The sequence below is a fragment of the Kitasatospora sp. NPDC005748 genome, assembly GCF_040630735.1.
Classification (GTDB): domain Bacteria; phylum Actinomycetota; class Actinomycetes; order Streptomycetales; family Streptomycetaceae; genus Kitasatospora.
The window spans coordinates 1-21,691 of sequence record NZ_JBEXYD010000046.1; the positions used below are offsets into that span (position 1 = coordinate 1).

General features: G+C 73.6%; 17 protein-coding genes. 6 read left to right on the forward strand and 11 right to left on the reverse strand.

Annotated elements, in window-relative coordinates; translation table 11 throughout:
• Positions 1–121: 121 nt before the first annotated feature.
• Positions 122–982, reverse strand: a complete 861-nt coding sequence (locus tag ABZ495_RS26900; protein WP_352294205.1) for a sulfurtransferase — start codon at positions 980–982, stop codon at positions 122–124.
• 155 nt (positions 983–1,137) lie between these two features.
• On the opposite strand from ABZ495_RS26900, the gene ABZ495_RS26905 reads away from it, so the two are divergent.
• Complete coding sequence (locus ABZ495_RS26905) at positions 1,138–1,893, forward strand: VOC family protein (RefSeq protein ID WP_359806398.1); 756 nt, start codon at positions 1,138–1,140, stop codon at positions 1,891–1,893.
• Positions 1,894–1,900: 7 nt separating this feature from the next.
• Here the strand turns inward: ABZ495_RS26905 and ABZ495_RS26910 are convergent, their stop codons facing one another.
• The 4 genes from ABZ495_RS26910 to ABZ495_RS26925 all read right to left on the reverse strand — a co-directional run bounded on the left by ABZ495_RS26910 (position 1,901) and on the right by ABZ495_RS26925 (position 7,261).
• Positions 1,901–2,557 carry a thymidine kinase gene (locus ABZ495_RS26910; RefSeq protein ID WP_329489887.1) on the reverse strand — a complete coding sequence of 219 codons (657 nt, stop codon included), beginning with the start codon at positions 2,555–2,557 and terminating at the stop codon, positions 1,901–1,903.
• A 33-nt stretch (positions 2,558–2,590) separates the two neighbouring features.
• Complete coding sequence (locus ABZ495_RS26915; protein ID WP_359806401.1) at positions 2,591–3,775, reverse strand: nucleotide pyrophosphatase/phosphodiesterase family protein; 1,185 nt, start codon at positions 3,773–3,775, stop codon at positions 2,591–2,593.
• 38 nt (positions 3,776–3,813) lie between these two features.
• Entirely contained in the window at positions 3,814–4,413 is a 600-nt protein-coding gene (locus ABZ495_RS26920; protein WP_329489885.1) for a DUF5998 family protein, read from the reverse strand.
• A 94-nt stretch (positions 4,414–4,507) separates the two neighbouring features.
• The gene (locus ABZ495_RS26925) at positions 4,508–7,261 is read right to left on the reverse strand and encodes a GNAT family N-acetyltransferase (RefSeq protein WP_359838524.1); all 2,754 of its coding nucleotides are present in this window, start codon (positions 7,259–7,261) and stop codon (positions 4,508–4,510) included.
• 344 nt (positions 7,262–7,605) lie between these two features.
• Between ABZ495_RS26925 and ABZ495_RS26930 the strand changes: the two genes are divergently transcribed.
• Positions 7,606–7,887 carry an HPr family phosphocarrier protein gene (locus tag ABZ495_RS26930; RefSeq protein ID WP_359806403.1) on the forward strand — a complete coding sequence of 94 codons (282 nt, stop codon included), beginning with the start codon at positions 7,606–7,608 and terminating at the stop codon, positions 7,885–7,887.
• A 93-nt stretch (positions 7,888–7,980) separates the two neighbouring features.
• On the opposite strand, the gene ABZ495_RS26935 is transcribed toward ABZ495_RS26930, so the two are convergent.
• From ABZ495_RS26935 to ABZ495_RS26945, 3 genes are all read right to left on the reverse strand, one after another.
• On the reverse strand, positions 7,981–9,174 hold the full coding sequence (locus ABZ495_RS26935) for an RtcB family protein (RefSeq protein WP_359806406.1): 1,194 nt from the start codon (positions 9,172–9,174) through the stop codon (positions 7,981–7,983).
• Between the two features lie 303 nt (positions 9,175–9,477).
• Positions 9,478–10,869, reverse strand: a complete 1,392-nt coding sequence (locus ABZ495_RS26940) for a pitrilysin family protein (RefSeq protein ID WP_329489881.1) — start codon at positions 10,867–10,869, stop codon at positions 9,478–9,480.
• A complete protein-coding gene (locus tag ABZ495_RS26945; protein ID WP_359806409.1) occupies positions 10,866–12,239 on the reverse strand; it encodes a pitrilysin family protein in 1,374 nt (457 codons plus the stop codon). Before ABZ495_RS26945 ends, ABZ495_RS26940 begins: the two co-directional genes overlap by 4 nt.
• Before the next feature lie 270 nt (positions 12,240–12,509).
• On the opposite strand from ABZ495_RS26945, the gene ABZ495_RS26950 reads away from it, so the two are divergent.
• Both ABZ495_RS26950 and ABZ495_RS26955 read left to right on the forward strand, forming a co-directional pair.
• Positions 12,510–14,960 (forward strand): DNA topoisomerase IV subunit A, encoded by a 2,451-nt coding sequence (locus ABZ495_RS26950; RefSeq protein WP_352294216.1) that lies wholly within the window; start codon positions 12,510–12,512, stop codon positions 14,958–14,960.
• 204 nt (positions 14,961–15,164) lie between these two features.
• Positions 15,165–16,082 (forward strand): sucrase ferredoxin, encoded by a 918-nt coding sequence (locus ABZ495_RS26955; protein ID WP_359806414.1) that lies wholly within the window; start codon positions 15,165–15,167, stop codon positions 16,080–16,082.
• A 45-nt stretch (positions 16,083–16,127) separates the two neighbouring features.
• Here ABZ495_RS26955 and ABZ495_RS26960 read toward each other — a convergent pair whose 3' ends face one another.
• From ABZ495_RS26960 to ABZ495_RS26970, 3 genes are read right to left on the reverse strand one after another with little or no spacing between them, the layout of a single operon-like run.
• On the reverse strand, positions 16,128–17,204 hold the full coding sequence (locus ABZ495_RS26960) for an ABC transporter substrate-binding protein (RefSeq protein WP_352294220.1): 1,077 nt from the start codon (positions 17,202–17,204) through the stop codon (positions 16,128–16,130).
• A gap of 38 nt (positions 17,205–17,242) precedes the next feature.
• Positions 17,243–18,115: an ABC transporter permease gene (locus ABZ495_RS26965; RefSeq protein ID WP_329489876.1), complete on the reverse strand. Its 873-nt coding sequence runs from the start codon at positions 18,113–18,115 to the stop codon at positions 17,243–17,245.
• Positions 18,105–18,938 (reverse strand): ABC transporter ATP-binding protein, encoded by an 834-nt coding sequence (locus ABZ495_RS26970; protein ID WP_329489875.1) that lies wholly within the window; start codon positions 18,936–18,938, stop codon positions 18,105–18,107. The genes ABZ495_RS26965 and ABZ495_RS26970 overlap by 11 nt, the downstream gene beginning before the upstream one ends.
• Positions 18,939–19,278: 340 nt before the next feature.
• Between ABZ495_RS26970 and ABZ495_RS26975 the strand changes: the two genes are divergently transcribed.
• Positions 19,279–20,931: a sensor histidine kinase gene (locus tag ABZ495_RS26975; RefSeq protein WP_359806417.1), complete on the forward strand. Its 1,653-nt coding sequence runs from the start codon at positions 19,279–19,281 to the stop codon at positions 20,929–20,931.
• Positions 20,928–21,617: a response regulator gene (locus ABZ495_RS26980; protein ID WP_329489873.1), complete on the forward strand. Its 690-nt coding sequence runs from the start codon at positions 20,928–20,930 to the stop codon at positions 21,615–21,617. Before ABZ495_RS26975 ends, ABZ495_RS26980 begins: the two co-directional genes overlap by 4 nt.
• Positions 21,618–21,691: the final 74 nt, after the last annotated feature.

The window sequence follows — 21,691 nt, forward strand, 5'->3', positions numbered from 1 at the left end:
CACCGCCATCGCCGACATCGCGGCCAGGGGCGCCAACACCGTCCGCGTCGTGCTCAGCAACGGCGACCGCTGGACCCGCACCGGCTCCGCCCGGCCCGCCACCCCTCTCCCGTTCCGTCGATCAGCCGGGCTGCCCGGTGACCGCCACCGGGCGGCTCTCGTCGCTCGACCACTCGCTCCACGAGCCCGGGTACAGCGCGGCCGGCAGCCCGGCCACCGCCAGGGCGAGGATCTGGTGGGCCGCCGTCACCCCGGACCCGCAGTACACCGCGGTCTCCCGCTCGGCGGCGCCCAGCGCGCGGAACCGCTCGGCCAGTTCGGCGGCCGGCCGGAACCGCCCGTCCGGGCCGACGTTCTCGGTGGTCGGCGCGGAGAGCGCCCCCGGCACGTGGCCGGCCCGCGGGTCGATCGGCTCGGTCTCGCCCCGGTAGCGCTCGCCCGCCCGCGCGTCCAGCAGCAGACCGGTCCGGGCCAGCGCGGCCGCGCCGTCCCCGTCGACCGTCGGCAACTGCCCGGGCACCGGCTTGAAGTCACCCGGCTCCGGGCTCTCCACCTCGGTGGTCACCGGCAGCCCGGCCGCCTGCCACGCGGCGAACCCGCCGTCCAGCACCCGCACGTCCGGGTGACCGGCCCAGCGCAGCAGCCACCAGGCGCGCGCCGCCGCCAGCGAGGTCGCACCGTCGTACACCACCACCGGACGGTCGGCGCGGACCCCTAGGCGACGCAGTGCGGCGCCCAACTCCTCCGGGTCGGGCAGCGGGTGACGGCCACCGCGCCCGGGGGGCCCGGCCGGGGCGGCGAGGTCGGTGTCCAGCGCGACGAAGCCCGCACCGGGCAGATGGCCCGCCGCGTAGTCCTCGATGCCGGGAGGGCCGCCGAGCTGCCAGCGCACATCGAGCAGGACGGGCGGGCGCGCCGAGGCGAGCGCCTCCCGCAGGCCGGCCACCGACACCAGCGGGGAGTCATCGTGAGAGGTCGTCATGGCGGTCATTCTCGCGCAGCACCACCAACTCAACGCTCTTTGTGCGGTCTTTGCCGGACTTTCCGCGCGGCCCGAGGGTTCGACGCGCGCCAGGGTGGAACCATCACCCTCACGTGCGCAGGTCCGTGCGCCGACCGCCCCGTGAGGAGGCCCGCATGCCCGCGGTGACACTCCGGCTGGCCCAGGGCACGCCGTGCTGGGTCAGCCTGATGACCGACGACCTGGCCGGCGCCCGCGCGTTCTACGGCGAGCTGCTCGACTGGACGTACACCCCCGGCCCCACCGAGCTCGGTGACTACGTCCGGGCCGAATCGGGCGGTGCGCCGGTCGCCGGCCTCGGCGTCGCCGCGGTGCCCGGCTTCCCGGTGCAGTGGACCACCTACTTCGCGGTGGACAGCGCCGACCGGACGGCCCAACTGGTGCACGAGTGCGGCGGAACGGTGGCGGTCGGGCCGCTCCAGGCCGAGCGGGCCGGACGGCTGGCGATCGCGGCCGACGTCTCCGGCGCGGTCTTCGGCCTCTGGCAGGGCGAGGAACACATCGGCCGCGAGGCCGGACCCGAGCCCGGCGGACCGGCCTGGGCCGAGCTGCTCACGCCGGACGAGGAGGGCGCCGCGGTGTTCTACGGCGCGGTGCTCGGGCGGCCGGTGGCACCCGCCGGCGGCGAGTCCGCGCTGCTGGTGGACGGCCGGCCGGTGGCGGGCATCCGGCACGGCGCCGAGTTGCGCGGCCACCCGCCGCGCTGGCGAGTCCACTTCGCCGTCCAGGACGTCGAACTGACGGCCCGTCGGGCAATCCGGCTGGGCGGCCGGGTGCTGCTGGAGCCGCACGAGAGCGGGCGCGGACCGGTGGCGCGACTGGCGGACCCGCAGGGCGGGCACTTCTCGGTGCTGCAGGCGGGGCTCCGGTAGGAGCGGGTCAGGCCTGCTGCTCCTCGAAGGGCAGCACGTCCGGGGAGAGCACCGAGACGCGGGCGGTGGCGGCGGTCAGCCGGCGGCGGTGGTGCCGGCGGCAGAGCACCTCGTAGCCGACCTCGTCCTCGCGCACCGTGATGTCGCCGATCACGACCTGGGCGCCCTCGACCACCATCACGCCGCCCACCGTACGGGCATTGTGGGTGGCCCGCGCGCCGCACCAGCAGAGCGCCTCGACCTGGAGGACCTCCACCCGGTCGGCCAGTTCGATCAGCCGCTGGGAACCGGGGAACAGCCGGGTGCGGAAGTCCGTGGTGATGCCGAAGGTGAACACGTCGATGCCGAGTTCGTCCACCACCCGGGCCAGTTGGTCGACCTGCTCGGCGGCGAAGAACTGGGCCTCGTCGCAGATCAGGTAGTCCACCCGGCCGCCGGCCGAGAGCCGGTGCACGACGTGGGCGTGGAAGTCGAATTCGTCCGCCACCTCGACCGCCTCGGCCTGCAGGCCGAGCCGGCTGGAGATGGTGGCCGCGCCGGCCCGGTCGTTGCGGGTGAGGATGATCCCCTGCCGGCCGCGCGCGGCGTGGTTGTGGTCCATCTGCAACGCGAGCGTCGACTTCCCGCAGTCCATCGTGCCCGAGAAGAACACCAGTTCAGCCATGGGTGGTGCGAAGGCCTTTCACTTCAAGGGGGTTCACGTGCGGACTTCGAGCAGGGGCACGAACTGCTCGACCGGGGTCATCGAGCCGTGCAGACCGATCATCGCGGACTCGCCGGGCTCGTTGCGGGAGGCGGTCACCGCGACGTCGTCCCGGGCGGCGGCGACCACGTCGCCGATCCGCAGGTAGACCCGCTCGTCCACGGAGGGTCCGAACCAGCCTGCCGCGATCGCGTCGTCCCGGGTGGCCACCCACATCCGGTCGCCCAGCACCTCGCTCCAGACCGTGTACACGTCGGCGGCCGCGCCGGGCACCGCGTAGACGTGCCGGGCCCGGCCCTCGCCGCCGAGCAGGGCGACGCCGGCGCCCAGCTCCCAGTCCTCGTCGAAGTCGATCCGGTCCTCCGGAGCGATGTCGATCATGCCGTGGTCGGCGGTGACGTACATCGCCGACCGCGGCGGCAGCTGCTCGGCCAGGCGGCGGGCCAGGCGGTCCACCGCGTCCAGCGTCATCCGCCAGTCGTCGGAGTCCACCCCGAACCGGTGCCCCGCGCCGTCCAGCTCGCTCACGTAGGTGTAGACGAGGGCGCGGTCGTGCTCGGCCAGCCAGCGGGCGGCCCGGTCCATCCGCTCCTCGCCGGTGGTGCGGCCGAGGAAGCTGCCGCCGGAGAGCGCCACCCGGGTCAGCGGGGTCTGGGCGAACAGCGGCGAGGAGACCTGGGCGGTCGCCACCCCGGCGGCGTGCGTCTGCTCGAACACCGTCGGGTACGGCTGCCAGGTGTGCGGGGCGACCGGCGGCTGCCAGCGCAGCTGGTTCATCAGGTGGCCGGCGCCCGGCACCGCGACCGTGTAGCCGACCAGGCCGTGCAGGCCGGGCGGGGTCCCGGTGCCGACCGAGGCCAGCGAGGTGGCGGTGGTGGACGGGAAGCCGGCGGTCAGCGGGCGGCCGGTGCCGGCGAACGAGCTGCCGATCAGCGAGGAGAGGAACGGCGCGTACTCCGGGTGGCGCAGCAGCAGCTCCCAGCCGAGTCCGTCGACCAGGAAGACCACCACCCGGTCGGCCGGGGCGATCGGCAGTGCGGCGGTGAAGCCGGGCACGCCGAGTCCGGCCGCCACCGAGGGCAGCAGGTCACAGAGCGAGCCGCCGCCGTACAGGGGGGCCGGGGCGGCGGCGGGGTCGAGGATCTCGAAGGCGTCGTGGGCGTCGGGTGCGAAGGACATGGGTGAGAGGCTGACTTCCTGGCTTCCGGTGCGTCGGCTCAGACCCGCGGACCGTTGCTGATCGTGGCGTCGGAGAGCGCCCGGGCGAACACCAGGGCCTGGGCGACCGTCTCCGGGCCGTCACCCGCCTCGCTGACCCGCAGTGACAGGTCGTCAGCGGTGGCCGATCCGGTGTAGCCGTGGTCGGCCTCGCAGTTCGGGTCCGAGCAGCCGGCCGGCTCCAGGTCCAGGCGCTGCACGGCACCCCAGCCGATGGTCAGCACGACCTCGCGGGGCAGCGTGCCGGGGGTGTAGGTCTCCGGGTTGGCGACCATCCGGCTCACCACGACCGAGCCGATCCGGTCCAGCCGGACGCTCTCGGTGGAGGTGGTGGCGTAGGGCACCGCGGGGCCGGCCTCGCCGCCGGACTGCTCGTCGGTGTGGCTCACCACGAAACGGGTCGGGGTCAGCACCAGCACGGTGACGTGCCGGCGCACCTCGTTGGCGTCGAAGGTGGTCTCCTGGTGCACCAGGTAGGAGCTGATCGGCTCGGGACCCACCGCGGACTCGACCGCCTCGGACACCAGGGCCGGGTAGTAGCCGCTGCGCTCGATCGCCGAGCGCAGGTCCTGAGTGGTGGTGGTACCGGTCTTCGCCATAACTCCATCCTGGCATGGTCCGCCGACGAAGCGGGCGGCGCGGCGCCGAGCTTCCGGACGACAGCGCCCCCGGACAGGGCGCAACCAAGGAAGGTTACAGCGTGCTCATCGCGCGCGGGCCCAGATCGCTGCGGACGGGCAGGGGCGCGATCCGCACCCGCGCCCCCAGGATCGCCAGTCCGTGCGGGGCGACGACCACGGGTTCGAGGTCCACCGAGGCGACCTCCGGAAGATCGTCGACCAGCCGCGACACCCTCAGCAGCAGTTCCTCCAGGGCGGCGGTGTCCACCGCCTCGGCGCCGCGCCAGCCGAACAGCAGCGGGGCCGCCCGAACCTCGCGGATCAGACCGGCGACGTCCTGGTCGGTGGCGGGGACCAGACGGTGGGCAACATCACCGAGCAGCTCGGCCGGGGCGCCGGCCAGACCGAAGGAGAGGATCGCGCCCACCGCCGGGTCGACGGTGGCCCCGATCACGGTGTCCACACCGCGCGGGGCCAGGCGCTGCACGACGAGTTCGGCCTGGGCGGCCCCGCCGAGCAGCGCGTCCAGCTCGCGGTGGGCGCGGCGCAGCCCCGGCTCGCCGGTCAGGTCGAGGCGGACGCTGCCGAGGTCGGGGCGGTGGCGCAGGTGCGGGGCGGTCGCCTTGAGCGCCACCGGGTAGCCGAGCGTCGCGGCGGCACGGACGGCGGACTCCTCGTCGGGCGCGGGCAGGGTCGGGGAGACGTCGATGCCGTAGTGCGCGAGCAGCGCGGTGGTGCCGGCCTCCGGCAGGGTGATCCGCGCACCGCCGGGCTGGGTGCGGGCGGCGATCGCGGTCCGGGTGCTGAGCGCCGCCTCGACCAGGTCGCGGGCGCCGCCCTCGTCGATCCGGTCCAGCTCCGGGACGCGGGCGGTCTCCTCCGCCTCGGCCGTCCGGCGCCGCCACTCGGCGTGGTGGACGGCGTGCGCGAGGGCGCGGACGGCGCGCTCCGGTGCCGGGTAGGCGGGGATGCCGCCCGGGCGGAGCCGGCTCGGCAGGTCGGTCAGCGCCAGGTGGGCGAGCACCAGCGGCTTGCCCAACTCCCTCGCGCGCTCGCCCGCTTCGAGCAGGGCGGCGGCGATCTCGGGGTCGTCGGAGCCCATCTCGGGATCGTCCGGGCCGGTCAGCCGGCCGCCCATGAAGGCGTGCGCGGAGGTGCCGATGGGCGGGATCGCGACGGCGATCACCGCGTCCACGGCCGGGTCCGCGAGTGCGACGTCCAGCGCGATCCGGAAGTTCTCGCCGGTGGCGGCCGTGGTGAGGTCGACCGGGGTGCGGGGGCGCAGACCGGCGCTGAGGCAGGCGTCGTGGGTGAGCAGGCCGAGCGAGTCGGAGTTGCCGACCACGGCGACCCGGTCGCCGGGCGGCAGCGGCTGGAGCGCGAGCAGCTCCCCGGTGTCGTACAGCTCGGTGATGGTCTCCACCCGGGTGACGCCGGCCTGCTCGAACAGGGCGTCGACGGTGGCGTCGCGCAGCCCGCTGGCGGTGACCGGGACGGCGTGGCCGGGCGGCAGGCTGCCGGTGTGGCGGGCGCCCTTGACGACCACGATCGGCTTGACGGCGGCGAGCCGGCGGGCGATCCGGGTGAACTTGCGGGGGTTGCCGAAGGACTCCAGGTAGAGCAGCACGACGTCGGTGGCCGGGTCCTCCGCCCAGTACTGGAGGAAGTCGTTGCCCGAGACGTCGGAGCGGTTGCCGACCGAGGCGAAGGAGGAGACGCCGAGGCCCCGGCGGTGGGCGGCCTCCAGCAGGGCGACGCCGATCGCGCCGGACTGGCAGAAGATGCCGAAGCCGCCCCGGCGCGGCAGGACGGGTGCGAGCGAGGCGTTGAGCGGGAGCGCGGGGTCGGTGTTGATCAGGCCGAAGGCGTTCGGGCCTATCACCCGCATGCCGGCCGCCCGGGCCTGGCGGACCAGGGCGCGCTGGCGGTCGCGGCCCTCCGGGCCGGTCTCGGCGTAGCCGGCGGTGACCACCACCAGGCCCTGCACACCGTGCGCGCCGCAGTCGGCGACGGCGGCGGGGACGGCGGCGGCCGGGACGGCGATCACGGCGAGGTCCACCGGGCCGGGGATCTCCAGCACCGAGCGGTGCACCGGGACGCCGTCCAGCGAGGTGCCGGGCGGGGCGTTGCGGTTCACCGCGTAGACGCGGCGCTCGTCACCGTGCGGCAGCCCGCCGAGCAGGTCCCGCAGGATCGCCCGGCCGACGGTCTGCGGGTGGCGGGAGACGCCCACCACCGCGACCGAGCGCGGGGTGAGCAGCCGCTGCACGGACCGCGCCTCGGCCCGGTGCTCGCGCGCCCGCATCACGGCCAGCGAGGCGGCGGTCGGCTCCAGGTCGAACTCCAGGTGGACCACACCGTCCGCGAAGCTGCGGTGCTGGGTGTAGCCGGCGTCGGTGAAGACCTTCACCATCTTGCGGTTCTCCGGCAGCACCTCGGCCTGGAAGCGGCGGATGCCGCGCTCCTGGGCCACCGCGGCGATGTGTTCCAGCAGTGCGGAGGCGACCCCGCGGCCCTGGTGGGCGTCCTGCACCAGGAACGCGACCTCGGCGTCGGTGCCGGTCTCCGAGGGGCGGCCGTCGGCGTCGATCCGGTCGTAGCGGACGGTGGCGATGAAGCGGTCGCGGACCACCACGGCGAGGCCGACCCGGTTCACGAAGTCGTGGTGGGTGAAGCGGCGGACGTCCTTGTCGGAGAGCCGCGGGTAGGGCGCGAAGAAGCGGAAGTACTTGGACTGGTCCGACACCTGCTCGTAGAACTCGACCAGCCGGCCGGCGTCGGCGGGCGTGATCGGCCGGATCCGGGCCGTGCCGCCGTCACGCAGCAGGACGTCGGCCTCCCAGTGCTGCGGGTAGTCCGCGTCCTGGTGCTGCCGGGGCTGGGGAGCCGGCCGGTTCTGCGGATCCTGCGGGGTCTGCTCGGGGTGCGGTACCGCGGAGTCGTCCACATTCGTCAGGTTATCCGGCGGCGAGCCGAATGGCGCCGGACGTGTCGTCGCGGCAGGGTGGAGACGGCCACTGGCCGGGGGTTATGCCCCCGAAAGAAACAATCACAAGTCCTGAACGCGGCGGCTCGCAGGGGTTGCCTGCATGCAACACTGGTCTAGACAACATGGTCGAAGGTACCCCCCCTGCCCCGGCCATGACCAGCTTCACCGGAAAGGCACGTCTCATGGCTGAGCGCCGCGTCACCATCGGTTGGGCCGAGGGCCTGCACGCCCGTCCCGCCTCCGTCTTCGTCCGGGCCGTCACGGCCACCGGCGTGCCGATCACGATCGCCAAGCCCGGCGGCACCCCGATCAACGCCGCGTCCATGCTCGGCCTGCTCGGCCTCGGCGCCCAGGGCGGCGAGGAGGTCGTCCTCGCCTCCGACGCCGAGGGCGCGGACGAGGCCCTGGACCGCCTCGCCCAGTTGGTCCAGGAAGGCCTCGACGAGCTGCCGGCCGCCGCCTGAGCACCGTCGAGAAGGGGGGCACCGCCACGGCGGTGCCCCCCTTCCGCATGACCGGCACCCGGCGGCGCCGGAGCCGCGGGCCCTGCGCCCGGGTCAGCCCTTGACGCAGACGACCTGCTTCAGGTGGGCGACGACCTCCACGAGGTCCTTCTGCTGCTCGATGACCTTCTCGATCGACTTGTACGCACCGGGGATCTCGTCCACGACGCCGCTGTCCTTGCGGCACTCCACGCCCTTGGTCTGCTCGACCAGGTCCTGGGTGGTGAACCGCTTCTTCGCGGCGTTGCGGCTCATCTTCCGGCCGGCGCCGTGCGAGGCGGAGTTGAACGCCGCCTCGTTGCCGAGGCCGCGGACGATGTAGGAGCCGGTGCCCATCGAACCGGGGATGATGCCGAAGTCACCGGAGCCGGCCTTGATCGCGCCCTTGCGGGTCACCAGCAGGTCGACGCCGTCGTACCGCTCCTCCGACACGTAGTTGTGGTGGCAGCTGATCACCTCGTCGAAGGTGACCCTCGCCTTGGCGAACTCACGGCGGACGACGTCCTGGAAGAGCGCCATCATCACCGCACGGTTCTTCTTGGCGTACTCCTGCGCCCAGAAGAGGTCCTCGCGGTAGGCGGCCATCTGCGGGGTCTGCGCGATGAAGACCGCGAGGTCCTGGTCGATCAGCCCCTGGTTGTGCGGCAGCGACCGGGCGACGCCCATGTGGTGCTCCGCCAGCTCCTTGCCGATGTTCCGGGACCCGGAGTGCAGCATCAGCCACACGACTCCGGTGCTATCAACACATACTTCGATGAAATGATTGCCGCCTCCGAGGGTCGCCATCTGCTGCATGGCCCGCTCGCGGCGCCACTTGACCTCGTGGGCCACGCCGTCGAACCGCTCCCAGAAGTCGTCCCAGCCCGCCGTGGCGAAGCCGTGGAGCTTCGTCGGGTCGACCGGGTCGGTGTGCAGGCCGCGGCCGACCGGGATGGCCTGCTCGATCTTGGAGCGCAGTCGCGAGAGGTCGTCGGGCAGGTCCCCGGCCGTGAGCGAGGTCTTGACGGCGCTCATCCCGCAGCCGATGTCGACGCCGACGGCCGCCGGGCAGACGGCGCCCTTCATCGCGATCACGGAGCCGACCGTCGCGCCCTTGCCCAGGTGGACGTCGGGCATCACGGCGAGGCCGTGCAGCCAGGGCAGCGAGCTGATGTTGCGCAGCTGCTGCATGGCCTGGCCCTCGACGGTGGCCGGGTCGGTCCACATCCGGATCGGCACGCGGACGCCGGGTACCTCGGTGTACGACATGGTTGAACGACCTCCAAAGGTCGGCTGGTTCAAGCCTAGGTGGGGTGCCGCGCGAAGAGTCCCGGCGCGGCTCGGGGAAGTTCCGGGGGTGGGGCTCAGACGCCCTGGGCACAGCGGGAGAACGGCCTTGGGGAGCGTCGTGCAGTTCGCTCGACCCGCATGGTGACCGCCTCCTCCCGTTCGTGTGTGCCGGGGAACATCTACCCACGCAGCGCCCGGGGCCCGCAACGGGATAAAACGCTGGGCCCGGCGGAGCGGAGTGCTCCACCGGGCCCAGCCCGTACCGGGGGGATCAGGCGCTGATCAGGCGGTGATCACGGTGACCTCGCCGATGCCCAGCTCGCGCACCGGGTCGGCGATCGTGGCGGCGTCGCCGACCAGGACGGTGACCAGGCGGTCCGCCGGGAACGCCGCGACGACGGCCTCGGTGGCCTCCGCCGTCGGCAGCTCGGCGAGCCGGCGGTAGACCTCGGCCTGGTAGTCGTCCGGCAGGTCCTGCTCGACCTGGTCGGCCAGCGTGCCGGCGACGGAGCCCGCGGTCTCGTACTTCAGGGGGGCCACGCCGACCAGGAACTGCACGGCCTCGTCGCGCTCCGCGTCGGTGAGGCCCTCGGCGGCGAGGGTCCGCAGGATGGTCCAGGTGTCGGCGAGCGCCGGCGCGGTGGACGCGGTGTCCACCGAGCCGCTGATCGCGATCAGTGCACGGCCGGAGCCGTCGGCGGCGGAGCGCAGCGGCTGGGCGAACGCCCGGACGCCGTAGGTGTAGCCCTTCTCCTCGCGCAGGACGCGGTCCAGGCGGGAGGTGAGGGTGCCGCCGAGGCAGTAGGTGCCGAGGATCTGGGCGGCCCAGGCCGGGTCGTGGCGGTCCGGGCCGACGCGCCCGATGAGCAGCTGGGTCTGGACCGAGCCGGGGCGGTCGACGATGACGACGCGGCCGGTGTCGTCGCCGGTCACCGGGGCGTGCACGGTGGGCTCCGCGGTGGTGCCGGTCCAGGCGCCGAGGGTGGCCTCCAGGAGCGCGGGCAGGTCGGTGCCGGTGAGGTCGCCGACCACCACGACGGTGGTGGTGGAGGGGCGGACGTGGGCGTCGTAGAAGGCCTTGACGGCGGCCCGGTCGATGGACTTGACCGTGTCGGCGGTGCCGCCGCGGGGGCGGGAGAGCCGGTCGGCGCCGTCGAAGAGCTCGGCGTAGAGGGCCTTGGCGGCGCGGCGGGCGGGGTTGGCCGCCTCGTGGACGAGCTCGTCGAGCCGGTTGGCGACCAGGCGCTCGATCTCGTCCTCGGGCAGCGCGGGCGCGCGCAGCGCGTCGGCGAGCAGGCCGAGGCCGCGCTGGAGCCGGGAGGCCGGCACCTCCAGGGAGACCCGGAGGCCGGGGTGGTCGGCGTGCGCGTCGAGGGTGGCGCCGGCCCGCTCCAGTTCGGCGGCGAACTCCTCGGCGGTGAGGGTGTCGGTGCCCTCGTTGAAGGCGCGGGCCAGGATGGTGGCGATGCCGTCGAGGCCCTCCGGCTCGGCCGCGAGCGGGACGTCGAGCTGGACCTCGACGGCGACGAGCTGCTGGCCGGGGCGGTCGCAGTGCAGGACGGTGATGCCGTTGCCGAGGGCGGCGCGCTCGGGGGCGGGGAACGCCCACGGCTCTGCGGTGCCGGGCTCGGGCTTGGGGTGGAACGTCATGGCGGGGACGTAGTCGGTGCTCATGCGGCAGCGCCCTCCTCTTCGGTGGCGTCGGTGGCGGTCTCGTCGGCGTCGGTGTCGTCGGCGGTGGTGGGCTCGTAGACCAGGACGGCCCGGTTGCGCGGGTGCAGGCGGGCCTGGGCGACGGCCTGGACCTCCTCCGCGGTGACGTCGAGCACCTTGGCCAGGGCGCTGCCCAGCAGCTTCGGGTCGCCGAACAGGACGGCGTAGCGGCAGAGTTCGTCGGCACGGCCGGAGACGGTGGTGAGCCGGTCGAGCCACTCGCGCTCGATCTGGGCCTGGGCGCGCTCCAGTTCGGCGGCGGTGGGGCCCTCCGCGGCGAAGCGGGCGAGCTCCTCGTCGACGGCGGCGTCGATCTGCTCGATGGTGGCGTCGCCGGAGGTCTTGACGTCGAGCCAGCCGAGGCTGGGGGCGCCGGCGAGGCGGAGCAGGCCGAAGCCGGCGGCGACGGCGGTGCGGTCGCGGCGCACGAGGCGGTTGTAGAGGCGGCTGGACTCGCCGCTGCCGAGGATGGTGAGGGCCAGGTCGGCCGCGTCGGCCTCGCGGGTGCCGTCGTGCGGGAGCCGGTAGGCGGCCATCAGGGCGCGGGACGGGACGTCCTCGTGGATGTGCTCGCGGATCTCCCGGCCGAAGGTGTCGGGCAGGGTGCCGTCGCGCGGGGGCTGCTTGCCGTCGTGGCCGGGGATGGAGCCGAAGTACTTCTCCACCCAGGCGATGGTCTGCTCGGGGTCGATGTCGCCGACGACGGAGAGGACGGCGTTGTTCGGCGCGTAGTACGTGCTGAAGAACGCGCGGGCGTCCTCCAGGGTGGCGGCGTCGAGGTCGGCCATGGAGCCGATGGGGGTGTGGTGGTACGGGTGGCCGTCGGGGAAGGAGAGCGCGGTGAGCTTCTCGAAGGCGGTGCCGTAGGGCACGTTGTCGTAGCGCTGGCGGCGCTCGTTCTTGACGACGTCGCGCTGGTTCTCCATGGACGTGTCGTCCAGGGCGGCGAGCAGCGAGCCCATCCGGTCGGCCTCCAGCCAGAGGGCGAGCTCCAGCTGGTGGGCGGGCATGGTCTCGAAGTAGTTGGTGCGCTCGAAGCTGGTGGTGCCGTTGAGCGAGCCGCCGGCGCCCTGCACGAGCTCGAAGTGGCCGTTGTTCGAGACGCTGGCGGAGCCCTGGAACATGAGGTGCTCGAACAGGTGGGCCAGACCGGTACGGCCCTTCACCTCGTGGCGGGAGCCCACGTCGTACCAGAGGCAGACGGCGGCGACCGGGGTGAGGTGGTCCTCGGAGAGGACGACGCGCAGGCCGTTGGCCAGGCGGTGCTCGGTGATGGCGATGGCAGCGCCAGTTCCTCCGGTGGAGGCGGATGCGGGGGCCGGGTTGGCCATGCGCTCGGGTCCTTCCCGTCGTCGATGTCGGGGGTTCGTGTGGCGTCCCCCATTGTGGTGCAACGCGGGGAGGGCTCGGATGTGTCCGCGCGGACCGGGCGTTCGCCAGGGGCGGAAGAGGGGCGCTGGCTCGGAGTGTCGGCGCGAGGGTCCACAATGGGGGCGCTGGGCCCTGTTGACGACAGCCGACGAGGACAGCACACGACGGCAGACGCAGACGACGACTGACGCCGACGAGACGCAAGCGAGACGTAAGGGAGCCCCGCCGCGATGGCCCGCCGCAGTTCGCAGACCCCGCCGCCCGGAGATTTCGAGGAGCGGATCCTCGACGTCGACGTCGTGGACGAGATGCAGGGCTCCTTCCTGGAGTACGCCTACTCGGTGATCTACTCGCGTGCGCTGCCCGACGCACGGGACGGTCTGAAGCCGGTGCACCGGCGGATCCTGTACCAGGCCAACGAGATGGGCCTGCGGCCGGACCGCGCGCACGTGAAGTGCGCCCGCGTGGTGGGCGAGGTGATGGGCCGGCTGCACCCGCACGGTGACGCGTCGATCTACGACTCGGTCGTCCGGATGGCGCAGCCGTTCTCGATGCGGCTGCCGCTGATCGACGGGCACGGGAACTTCGGTTCGCTGGGCAACGACGACCCGCCGGCCGCGATGCGGTACACCGAGTCGCGGTTGACGGCGGCTTCGATGGCGATGGTGGAGTCGATCCACGAGGACACCGTCGACTTCGGCCCGAACTACGACGGCAGCGAGCAGGAGCCGCTGGCGCTGCCGGCCGCGTTCCCGAACCTGCTGGTGAACGGCGCGACGGGGATCGCGGTCGGGATGGCGACCAACATGCCGCCGCACAACCTGTCCGAGGTGGTGGCGGCGGCCCGGCACCTGATCAAGCACCCGAACGCCGACCTGGACACGCTGATGCGGTTCGTGCCCGGGCCGGACCTCCCGACCGGCGGCCGGATCGTCGGCCTGTCGGGCATCCGGGACGCGTACGAGTCGGGCCGCGGCACCTTCAAGATCCGTGCGACGACGACGATCGAGAGCGTGACGGCCCGCCGCAAGGGCATCGTGGTCACCGAGCTGCCGTACAACGTCGGCCCGGAGAAGGTCATCTCGAAGATCAAGGACCTGGTCAACGCGAAGAAGCTGCAGGGCATCGCGGACGTCAAGGACCTCACCGACCGCGAGCACGGGCTGCGGCTGGTGATCGAGGTGAAGAACGGCTTCGTGCCGGAGGCGCTGCTGGAGCAGCTCTACAAGCTGACGCCGATGGAGGAGACCTTCGGCATCAACAACGTGGCCCTGGTGGACGGCCAGCCGCTGACGCTGGGTCTGAAGGAGCTGCTGGAGGTCTACGTCGACCACCGCTTCGAGGTGGTGCGCCGGCGCAGCGAGTTCCGTCGGCGCAAGCGCCAGGAGCGGCTGCACCTGGTCGAGGGCCTGCTGGTGGCCCTGATCGACATCGACGAGGTCATCGCGATCATCCGGTCGAGCGACAACGCGGCGCGGGCGAAGGAGCGCCTGATGGAGCGCTTCTCGCTGTCGGAGACGCAGACCGCGTACATCCTGGACACGCCGCTGCGCCGGCTGACCCGGTTCGACCGGGTGGAGCTGGAGGAGGAGCAGGCGAAGCTCAACTCCGAGATCGCGGAGCTGACCGAGATCCTGGAGTCGGACACCCGGCTGCGCAACGTCGTGTCGGGCGAACTGGCCGCGGTGTCGAAGCAGTTCGGCACCGAGCGGCGAACGGTGCTGCTGGAGGCGGGCGCGGCCCCGTCGGCGGCGCTGTCCGTTCCGCTGGAGGTGGCGGACGACCCGTGCCGGGTGCTGCTCTCCTCGACGGGCCTGCTGGCGCGGACGGCGGACGGCGAGCCGTTCGAGGTGTCGGAGAAGCGCTCCAAGCACGATGTGATCGTTTCGGCGGTGCCGGCCACGGCGCGGGCGGACATCGGTGTGGTGACGTCGGCGGGCCGGGTGCTGCGACTGCCGGTGATCGACCTGCCGGCGCTGCCGCCGACGCCGTCGCCGACGCTGGCGGGCGGCGCCGCGGTGGGCGAGTTCCTGCGGCTGGAGACGGGCGAGCGGGCACTGGCGCTGACCACGCTGGACGAGTCCTCGCCGGGTCTGGCGCTGGGCACGGCGCAGGGTGTGGTGAAGCGGGTGGTGCCGGAGTGGCCGGCGAACAAGGACGAGTTCGAGGTGATCGCCCTCAAGGAGGGTGACGAGGTGGTCGGCGCGGTCGAGCTGCGCACCGGCGAGGAGGACCTGGTCTTCATCGCCTCCGACGCCCAGCTGCTGCGCTACCCGGCGGGCCAGGTGCGCCCGCAGGGCCGACCGGCGGGCGGCATGGCCGGGATCAAGCTGTCGGACGGCGCCCGGGTGCTCTCCTTCACCGCCGTGGACCCGGCCGTGGACGCGGTGGTGGTCTCGGTGGCCGGTGCCTCGGGCACGCTGACGGGCGAGGAGCAGAGCTCCTGGAAGGTCACGCCGTTCGAGCAGTACCCGCGCAAGGGCCGGGCCACCGGTGGCGTGCGCTGCCAGCGGTTCCTGCGCGGCGAGGACGTGCTGTCCTTCGCCTGGGCGGGTGCCGCGCCGGCCCGCGCGGCCGGCGCCAAGGGGGCTCCGGTCGACCTGCCGGAGCGCGACCCGCGTCGTGACGGGTCGGGCACGCCGGTGACGGCGCCGATCGGTGTGGTGGCCGGCCCGGTGTAAGGGCGGAACGGTGTAACGGCGGCCCGCTGTAACAGCGGCCGGCCGCAGGGCGTGGGAGGGGTGCCGGAGTCCGGCGCCCCTCTCTCGCGTCCGGGCCGGGTCGCAGGAGCCGCGTACGGGGAGCCCGGGGAGCCCCGGGAGCCGAGGGGGCCAAGCGGGTGCCAAGCCCCGGTGGCCCGGGGGGCCAAGGGTAGCCTTGCCTGCGTGAGCACCTGTGCGACCGTGTCGCGTGAACTGTCGGAGCCGCTGGCCGCCACGGCGGCCACCGCCACCACCTGGCTGCTGATCGAGCAGACCGGGCCGTGGGGCGCGAAGGCGCTCGCGGAGAGCCATCTGGACGCCGCGGTGGGGCGGGCCCTGGAGGCGGCCGCCGCGGGGACGGGCGTGCGGGTGGCGCTGATCCGGCGGCCGGGCCGGCACGCCGACTGCCTGCCGACCGCGCGGCACGAGGTGTTCCTCGCGCACACCGTGCCGGGTCGCGGCTGGGTGCGCCGGGGGGCGGTCACCGACCCCGCGGAGCTGCTCGGGCTGGACTTCGGGGCGCTGGGGGCGGGCGAGCACGGCGGGTTCGGCGCGGAGCACGTCGGCGGACCGGTGGCCCTGGTGTGCACCAACGGCCGACGGGACCGCTGCTGCGCGCTGCTGGGCCGGCCGCTGGCCGCTCAGCTGACGGCGGCCGGGCACAGCGAGGTGTGGGAGGTGACCCACCTGGGCGGGCACCGCTTCTCCCCCACCATGCTGGTGCTGCCGTACGGCTTCGCCTACGGGCGGCTGACGGCGGAGAGCGCCAAGGAGGTGCTGGCGGCGACGGCCTCCGGGCACATGGTGCCGGAGTGGTCGCGGGGCTGCTCGGGCTGGGAGCGCCCGGGCCAGGCGGCCGACCACGCCGTCCGGCTGGCCACCGGCGAGACCGAGGTGGACGCGCTGAGCCTGAGCCAGCGCTCCGCCGGCGCGGGGCGCTGGCTGGTGACCGTGCGGCACCGGGACGGCCGGGCCTGGGAGGTGGACGTGGTCGAGGGCGCGAGCGAGCCGGCCCGCCCGGAGAGCTGCGGCAAGGCGGCGGGCACGCCGTCGCGGATGGACGTGGCGGCGGTCCGGGCGCTGCCGGTCCAGGAACGGTGACGGCCCCGCGCCCGTGGGGGTGGGCGCGGGACCGCCGGCGCGGGGTCAGCCCGTGGCGGCCTTGCCGACGAACTCCGTGGTGTAGGTGCGGGCCAGGTCGATGGAGCCCTCCTTGCCCTTGACGTCCGGGTGGAAGGCGGCGAGCACCGCGAGGACGGTCTTCGGCCCGTCGGCGGGCATCACCCCGTCCGTGGTGAACATCGGCAGGGTCGCCCCGATCGCCGCCGCGTACTGCTCGGCGCCGCCCTGCGCGTAGTCCGCGGGCATCTTCTCGGCGATCTCCGCCGGGGTGTGCGCGGCCATCCACTTCAACGTCCTGACGAAGGCGTTGGCGAGCTTCTGGGTGGTGTCCTTGTTCTTCTCCACCCACTCGGAGCTCATGTAGAGCGAGGACGAGGGGTAGAGCCCGCCGAGTGCGGCGCGCGAGCCCTCGGGGGTCCGCATGTCGTAGAGGATCTTGCCGAGGCCCTTGTCGAGAACGGCGGCCACGGTCGGGTCGGTGGTCATGCCGGCGTCGATGCTGCCCTGCTGGAGCGCGGCGATGAAGGTCTGGCCGGCGCCGACCGCGATCGGGCTGAACTCGCTGACCGCGGTGCCGTTCTTGACGGCGAGGTACTTGGTGAGGAAGTCGGTGGAGGAGCCGATGCTGGTGACGCCGAGCTTCCTGCCCTTGAAGTCGGCGCCCGAGGTGATGGCGTCGGCCTGCTTGGCGGAGACGATCTCGACCTCGCCCGGTGCCTGGGAGAACTGCACGACCGACTCGACGTTCTTGCCCTTCGCCTGGAGGTCGATGGTGTGGTCGTAGAAGCCGACCGCGCCCTGGACGTCCCCGGCGAGCAGCGCGGTGGTGGCGTTGACGCCGGCCGGTTCGCTCAGCAGCTCGACGTTGACTCCGGCCTCGGCGAAGAACCCGAGGCGCTGGGTGAGCATGGCGGGCAGGTAGATGACCTTGTCCAGGCCGCCGACCATGATCTTGACCTTGGGGCCGTCGACCTTCTGCCCGGCCGGGGCGGCTCCGCTGTGGGAGACGGAGGCGGCGTCGTTGGCGCAGGCGGCGAGCGGGAACAGCAGGACGGCGGCGAGGGCGGCGGCGGCAGCTCTGCCGGTCGGGTTCGGGCGCATGGGTGGGGGTCCCTCTCTGCGGTGGAACGGGGTGGGGGTCAGCGGCCGTCGCCGGAGTCGGCGGGCTTCCAGCGGAACAGCTTCTTCTCGGCGAAGGTCAGCAGCCCCTCGGTGAACAGCGCGACGACGGCGAGGATGGTCATCGCGGCGTACACGCCGGCCGCGTTGAAGGTGCCCTGGGCCGCGGCGACCAGCAGGCCGAGGCCCTTGGTGGCGCCGATGTACTCGCCGACGATGGCGCCGATCAGCGCGAAGCCGAAGCTGACGTGGAGGCTGGTGAAGATCCACGTGGTGGCGGCGGGGATGACCACCTGAAGGGTGACCCGCCGGTTGTCGGCGCCCAGGATGCGGGCGTTGGCGACCAGGTTGCGGTCGACCTCGCGGGCGCCCTGGAAGGCGTTGAAGAAGACCGGGAAGAACACCAGCACCACCGCCGAGGCCACCTTGGAGGCCGGGCCGAGGCCGAACCAGATCAGGAAGATCGGGGCCAGCACGATGCGCGGGATGGCGTTCAGCACCTTGATGTAGGGCCCGAACACGTCGGCCAGGAAGCGGATCCGGCCGAGGGCGATGCCCAGCAGCACGCCTCCGGTGACACCGATCACCCAGCCGGTGAGGGCCTCGTAGAGGGTGTAGCCGATCTGCTCGCCGAGCGAGCCCTGAGCCGTGCCGTGGGTGATCCACTGCCAGATCTGGTCCCAGATCCTCGTCGGCTGGGAGAAGTTGAAAGGATCGACGACCTCGGTGCGGGCGCACAGCTCCCAGAGTCCGAGGAAGGCCACCAGCACCGCGATGCGGGCTCCGTAGATGCCCAGCCTTCGCCTGCGGGCGGCCCGTTCGCGGGCTTCCGTCCTGGTGGCGGTGGCCACCGGGGCCTTTCCGGCGACGGCCGGCGCGGTCTCAAGCGGCACGACCCGCTCCTCTCTCCCGGGTGATGCGCACCTCTTCGCCGAGCGACGCCCAGATCTCCCGGTACAACTCGACGAACCTCGGCTCCAGTCGGACCGCCTCCACGGTGCGCGGGCGGGGCAGGTCGACGGTGAAGACCTCCTTGACGGTGGCCGGTCCGGCGGTCATCACCACGACCCGGTCGGCCAGCGCGATCGCCTCGTCCAGGTCGTGGGTCACGAAGACCACGGACGACCCGGTGCCGGCCCACAACTCCAGCAGCTGGTCGGACATCAGGGCGCGGGTCTGCACGTCCAGCGCCGAGAACGGCTCGTCCATCAGCAGGATGCCGGGGTCGTTGACGAAGGTCTGGGCGAGCGCGACGCGCTTGCGCATACCGCCGGACAGCTGGTGCGGGTAGCGGTCCTCGAAGTCGCCGAGGCCCACCCGGGCCAGCCAGTCGCGGGCCCGCTCCCTGGCCTCGGTGGCCGGCACGCCGCGGAAGCGCGGGCCGGCCGTGACGTTGGACAGCACGGTCCGCCAGGGGAAGACGGCGTCCTGCTGGAACACGAAGCCGACCTTCCGGTCGATGCCGTCGACCGGCCGGCCGTACACCCGGACCTCGCCCTCGGTGGGCTCCTCCAGGCCGCTGACCAGGGTCAGCGTGGTGGACTTGCCGCAGCCGGTGGGGCCGACGACGGCGACGAACTCGCCCTGGGCGACGGTCAGGTCGAGGTCACGAACGGCGGTGTGCAGGGCGCCGGACGGGGTGCGGAACCGCTTGGTGGCGCCGGTCAGCTCGATCGCCGGGGCCGGCGCCGGCCCGGTCGCCGGGGTTGTGCTCATGGAACCTCCCGGGGTGCTCTGTGCTTGCCCCGGGAGGCTAGGAGCGGCGGGGGCGGCGGCGGGAGACTTCTCGGCGAACTGCGGGTTCTCCGCGTTGAGGGCTGTTCTGCTCGTTTTGCTTCCGCTACAACAGCGGGGGCACGGCTGACAGAACCACCCCGGAAACATAGGGTGTGCCGACCACCGACCCGCCACCCACCCGGTTCCGCCCGATCTGCCCGATCTGCCCGATCCACCCCGCCCCGATCCGCCCCGCCCGATCCCCCAAACCCCCCGCCCCGCCCTGATCCCCCTCGCCCGTCGACCGCGGCCGGTCGGACGCCCCCGAGAGGAGGCCCGGATGAAACACCCCCACTGGCCCCGCCGGGTCTTCGCCCAGCTGCTGCTGAGCCAGACCGTGGTGACCGTCGGCGTCACCGTCCTCACCGCCGGCCTGTTCCTGGCACCGGTCAGCGCCGAACTGGACCACGACGCGATGCAGCGCGCGCTGTCCATCGCCCAGGCCACCGCCGGCGACGAGACGATCGCCCGGGCCGCCGAGGTCCGGGACGCCGCCACCGCCCAGCGCAACGCCGAGCAGATCCGGACGGCCACCGGCGCCAGCTTCGTCGTGGTCACCGACCTGGACGGCATCCGGCTCTCGCACACCGATCCCGGCCGGATCGGCCAGCGGGTATCCACCGATCCCGAGCCCGCCCTCGCCGGGCGCAGCGTCACCGCCATCCAGGAGGGCACCCTGGGCCGTACCGCGCGCGGCAAGGTCCCGCTGCGGGTCGCCGACGGGCGGATCGTCGGCGAGGTCTCGGTGGGCATCAGCGACGACTCGATCCGTCGGCGGCTGCTGAAGATGCTCACCGGCATCCTGCTCTGCGCGGGCGCCGGGCTGACCGCCGGCACCGTCGCCACGCTGGCGCTGGCCCGCCGGCTGAAGCGCCGCACCCACAACATCGCGCTGGCCGACATCTCGGCGCTGCTGGTGGAGCGGGAGGCGATGCTGCACGGCATCCGGGAGGGCATGGTGGCCCTGGACGAACGGGGCCGGATCCGGCTCGCCAACGACGAGGCGGGGCGGCTGCTCGGCCTCCCCGAGGAGTTCGCCGGGCGGCCGATCGACGAGGTGCTGCCGCCGGGCCGACTGGCCGACGTGCTGGCCGGGCGGATCACCGGCGCCGACCTGCCGGCCGTCCGGGACGACCGGGTGCTGGTGGTGAACCGGATGGCGACGGCCGAGGGCGGCGCGGTGGTCACCCTGCGCGACCGCACCGAGCTGGAGTCCCTGGTCCGTGAGCTGGACACCACCCGCAGCCTCACCGAGGCCCTGCGGGCCCAGGACCACGAGCACGCCAACCGGATGCACACCCTGCTCGGCCTGCTGGAGCTCGGCCGCCACGACCAGGCGGTGGCGTTCATCTCCGAGCAGTCGGGCTCGCACGCGGCGGCGGTGGCCCGCATCGGCGAGCGGGTGCGGGACCCGCACGTCGCGGCGCTGCTGGCCGGCAAGGCGGCGGTCGCGGCCGAGCGCGGCGTCCGGCTGGCGGTCGCCCCGGCGGCGCACCTGCCGGACGCGGTGGTGGACACCCGGGCGCTGGTCACGGTGCTCGGCAACCTGATCGACAATGCCGTCGACGCGGTGGCTCCGGGCGGCGGCGGTCAGGTGGCGGTGACCTTGGCGGCGGCCGGGTCCACCCTGCTGGCCGAGGTCGCGGACAGCGGGCCGGGGGTGCCGGCGGCCCTGCGCGAGCGGGTCTTCGAAGAGGGGTGGACCAGCAAGGACGCGCCCGCGCACCGGCCGCGCGGGCTGGGGCTGGCGATGGTGCGGCGGCTGGTCGAACGGACCGGTGGCCGGATCGTGCTCGACACCGGGCCGCTCGGCGGCGCCCGGTTCACCGTCGAGCTCCCCGAGGCCCTGCACGACGACCCCCCGGCCGCGGTCGCCCCCGCACCACCCCTTCCCGCACCGCCCGTCCCCGCACCGCTCGTGGAGGCCCGATGATCGACGTACTCGTGGTGGACGACGACTTCCGGGTCGCCGACGTGCACGCCGCCTACGTGGCCAAGGTGCCCGGCTTCCGGGTCACCGGCACCGCGCACTCGGCCGGTCAGGCGCTCGCCGCGTTGGAACGCCGCCCGGTGGACCTGCTGCTGCTCGACCACCACCTGCCGGACGAGACCGGCCTCGCCCTGGTGCGGCGCCTGCGCGAACGGCAGGTGGCGTGCGACGTGATGATGGTGACGGCCGCCCGGGACGTCTCCACGGTGCACGCCGCGATGCAGCACGGCGCCCTGCAGTACCTGGTCAAGCCGTTCAGCTTCGCGGGGCTGCGGGAGAAGCTGGTCGCCTACGCGCAGCTGCGGCACGCGCTGGCCGGACCGGCCGCGCGCGAGGCGGGCCAGGACGAGGTGGACCGGCTCTTCGCCACCCTGCGCGGCACGGCGGCCCCCGCGGCCGCCCTGCCCAAGGGCCACTCGGCGCCCACCACCGACCTGGTGCTCGGTGTGCTCCGCCGCGCCGGCCGCCCGCTCTGCGCCCAGGAGGTCGCTGACGCCACCGGGCTGAGCCGCTCCACCGCGCAGCGCTACCTCAAGCAGCTGGAGCGGGACAGCCGGCTGCGGCTCACCCTGCGTTACGGCGACACCGGGCGGCCCGAGCACCGCTACGTGCTGGCCGTCCGGGCCTGACGGCCGCCCCGGGCCGAACGCCGCCGTTCACGGCGGAACCCCGACGGGTCCCGGGCCCGTCGGGGTTCCGTGCG

What these genes read in the sequence shown, in the direction of transcription:
- ABZ495_RS26900 (WP_352294205.1), bottom strand. Translation starts at nt 982, where the DNA reads ATGACGACCTCTCACGATGACTCCCCGCTGGTGTCGGTGGCCGGCCTG.
- ABZ495_RS26905 (WP_359806398.1), top strand. Translation starts at nt 1,138, where the DNA reads ATGCCCGCGGTGACACTCCGGCTGGCCCAGGGCACGCCGTGCTGGGTC.
- ABZ495_RS26910 (WP_329489887.1), bottom strand. Translation starts at nt 2,557, where the DNA reads ATGGCTGAACTGGTGTTCTTCTCGGGCACGATGGACTGCGGGAAGTCG.
- ABZ495_RS26915 (WP_359806401.1), bottom strand. Translation starts at nt 3,775, where the DNA reads ATGTCCTTCGCACCCGACGCCCACGACGCCTTCGAGATCCTCGACCCC.
- ABZ495_RS26920 (WP_329489885.1), bottom strand. Translation starts at nt 4,413, where the DNA reads ATGGCGAAGACCGGTACCACCACCACTCAGGACCTGCGCTCGGCGATC.
- ABZ495_RS26930 (WP_359806403.1), top strand. Translation starts at nt 7,606, where the DNA reads ATGGCTGAGCGCCGCGTCACCATCGGTTGGGCCGAGGGCCTGCACGCC.
- ABZ495_RS26935 (WP_359806406.1), bottom strand. Translation starts at nt 9,174, where the DNA reads ATGTCGTACACCGAGGTACCCGGCGTCCGCGTGCCGATCCGGATGTGG.
- ABZ495_RS26940 (WP_329489881.1), bottom strand. Translation starts at nt 10,869, where the DNA reads ATGAGCACCGACTACGTCCCCGCCATGACGTTCCACCCCAAGCCCGAG.
- ABZ495_RS26945 (WP_359806409.1), bottom strand. Translation starts at nt 12,239, where the DNA reads ATGGCCAACCCGGCCCCCGCATCCGCCTCCACCGGAGGAACTGGCGCT.
- ABZ495_RS26950 (WP_352294216.1), top strand. Translation starts at nt 12,510, where the DNA reads ATGGCCCGCCGCAGTTCGCAGACCCCGCCGCCCGGAGATTTCGAGGAG.
- ABZ495_RS26960 (WP_352294220.1), bottom strand. Translation starts at nt 17,204, where the DNA reads ATGCGCCCGAACCCGACCGGCAGAGCTGCCGCCGCCGCCCTCGCCGCC.
- ABZ495_RS26970 (WP_329489875.1), bottom strand. Translation starts at nt 18,938, where the DNA reads ATGAGCACAACCCCGGCGACCGGGCCGGCGCCGGCCCCGGCGATCGAG.
- ABZ495_RS26975 (WP_359806417.1), top strand. Translation starts at nt 19,279, where the DNA reads ATGAAACACCCCCACTGGCCCCGCCGGGTCTTCGCCCAGCTGCTGCTG.
- ABZ495_RS26980 (WP_329489873.1), top strand. Translation starts at nt 20,928, where the DNA reads ATGATCGACGTACTCGTGGTGGACGACGACTTCCGGGTCGCCGACGTG.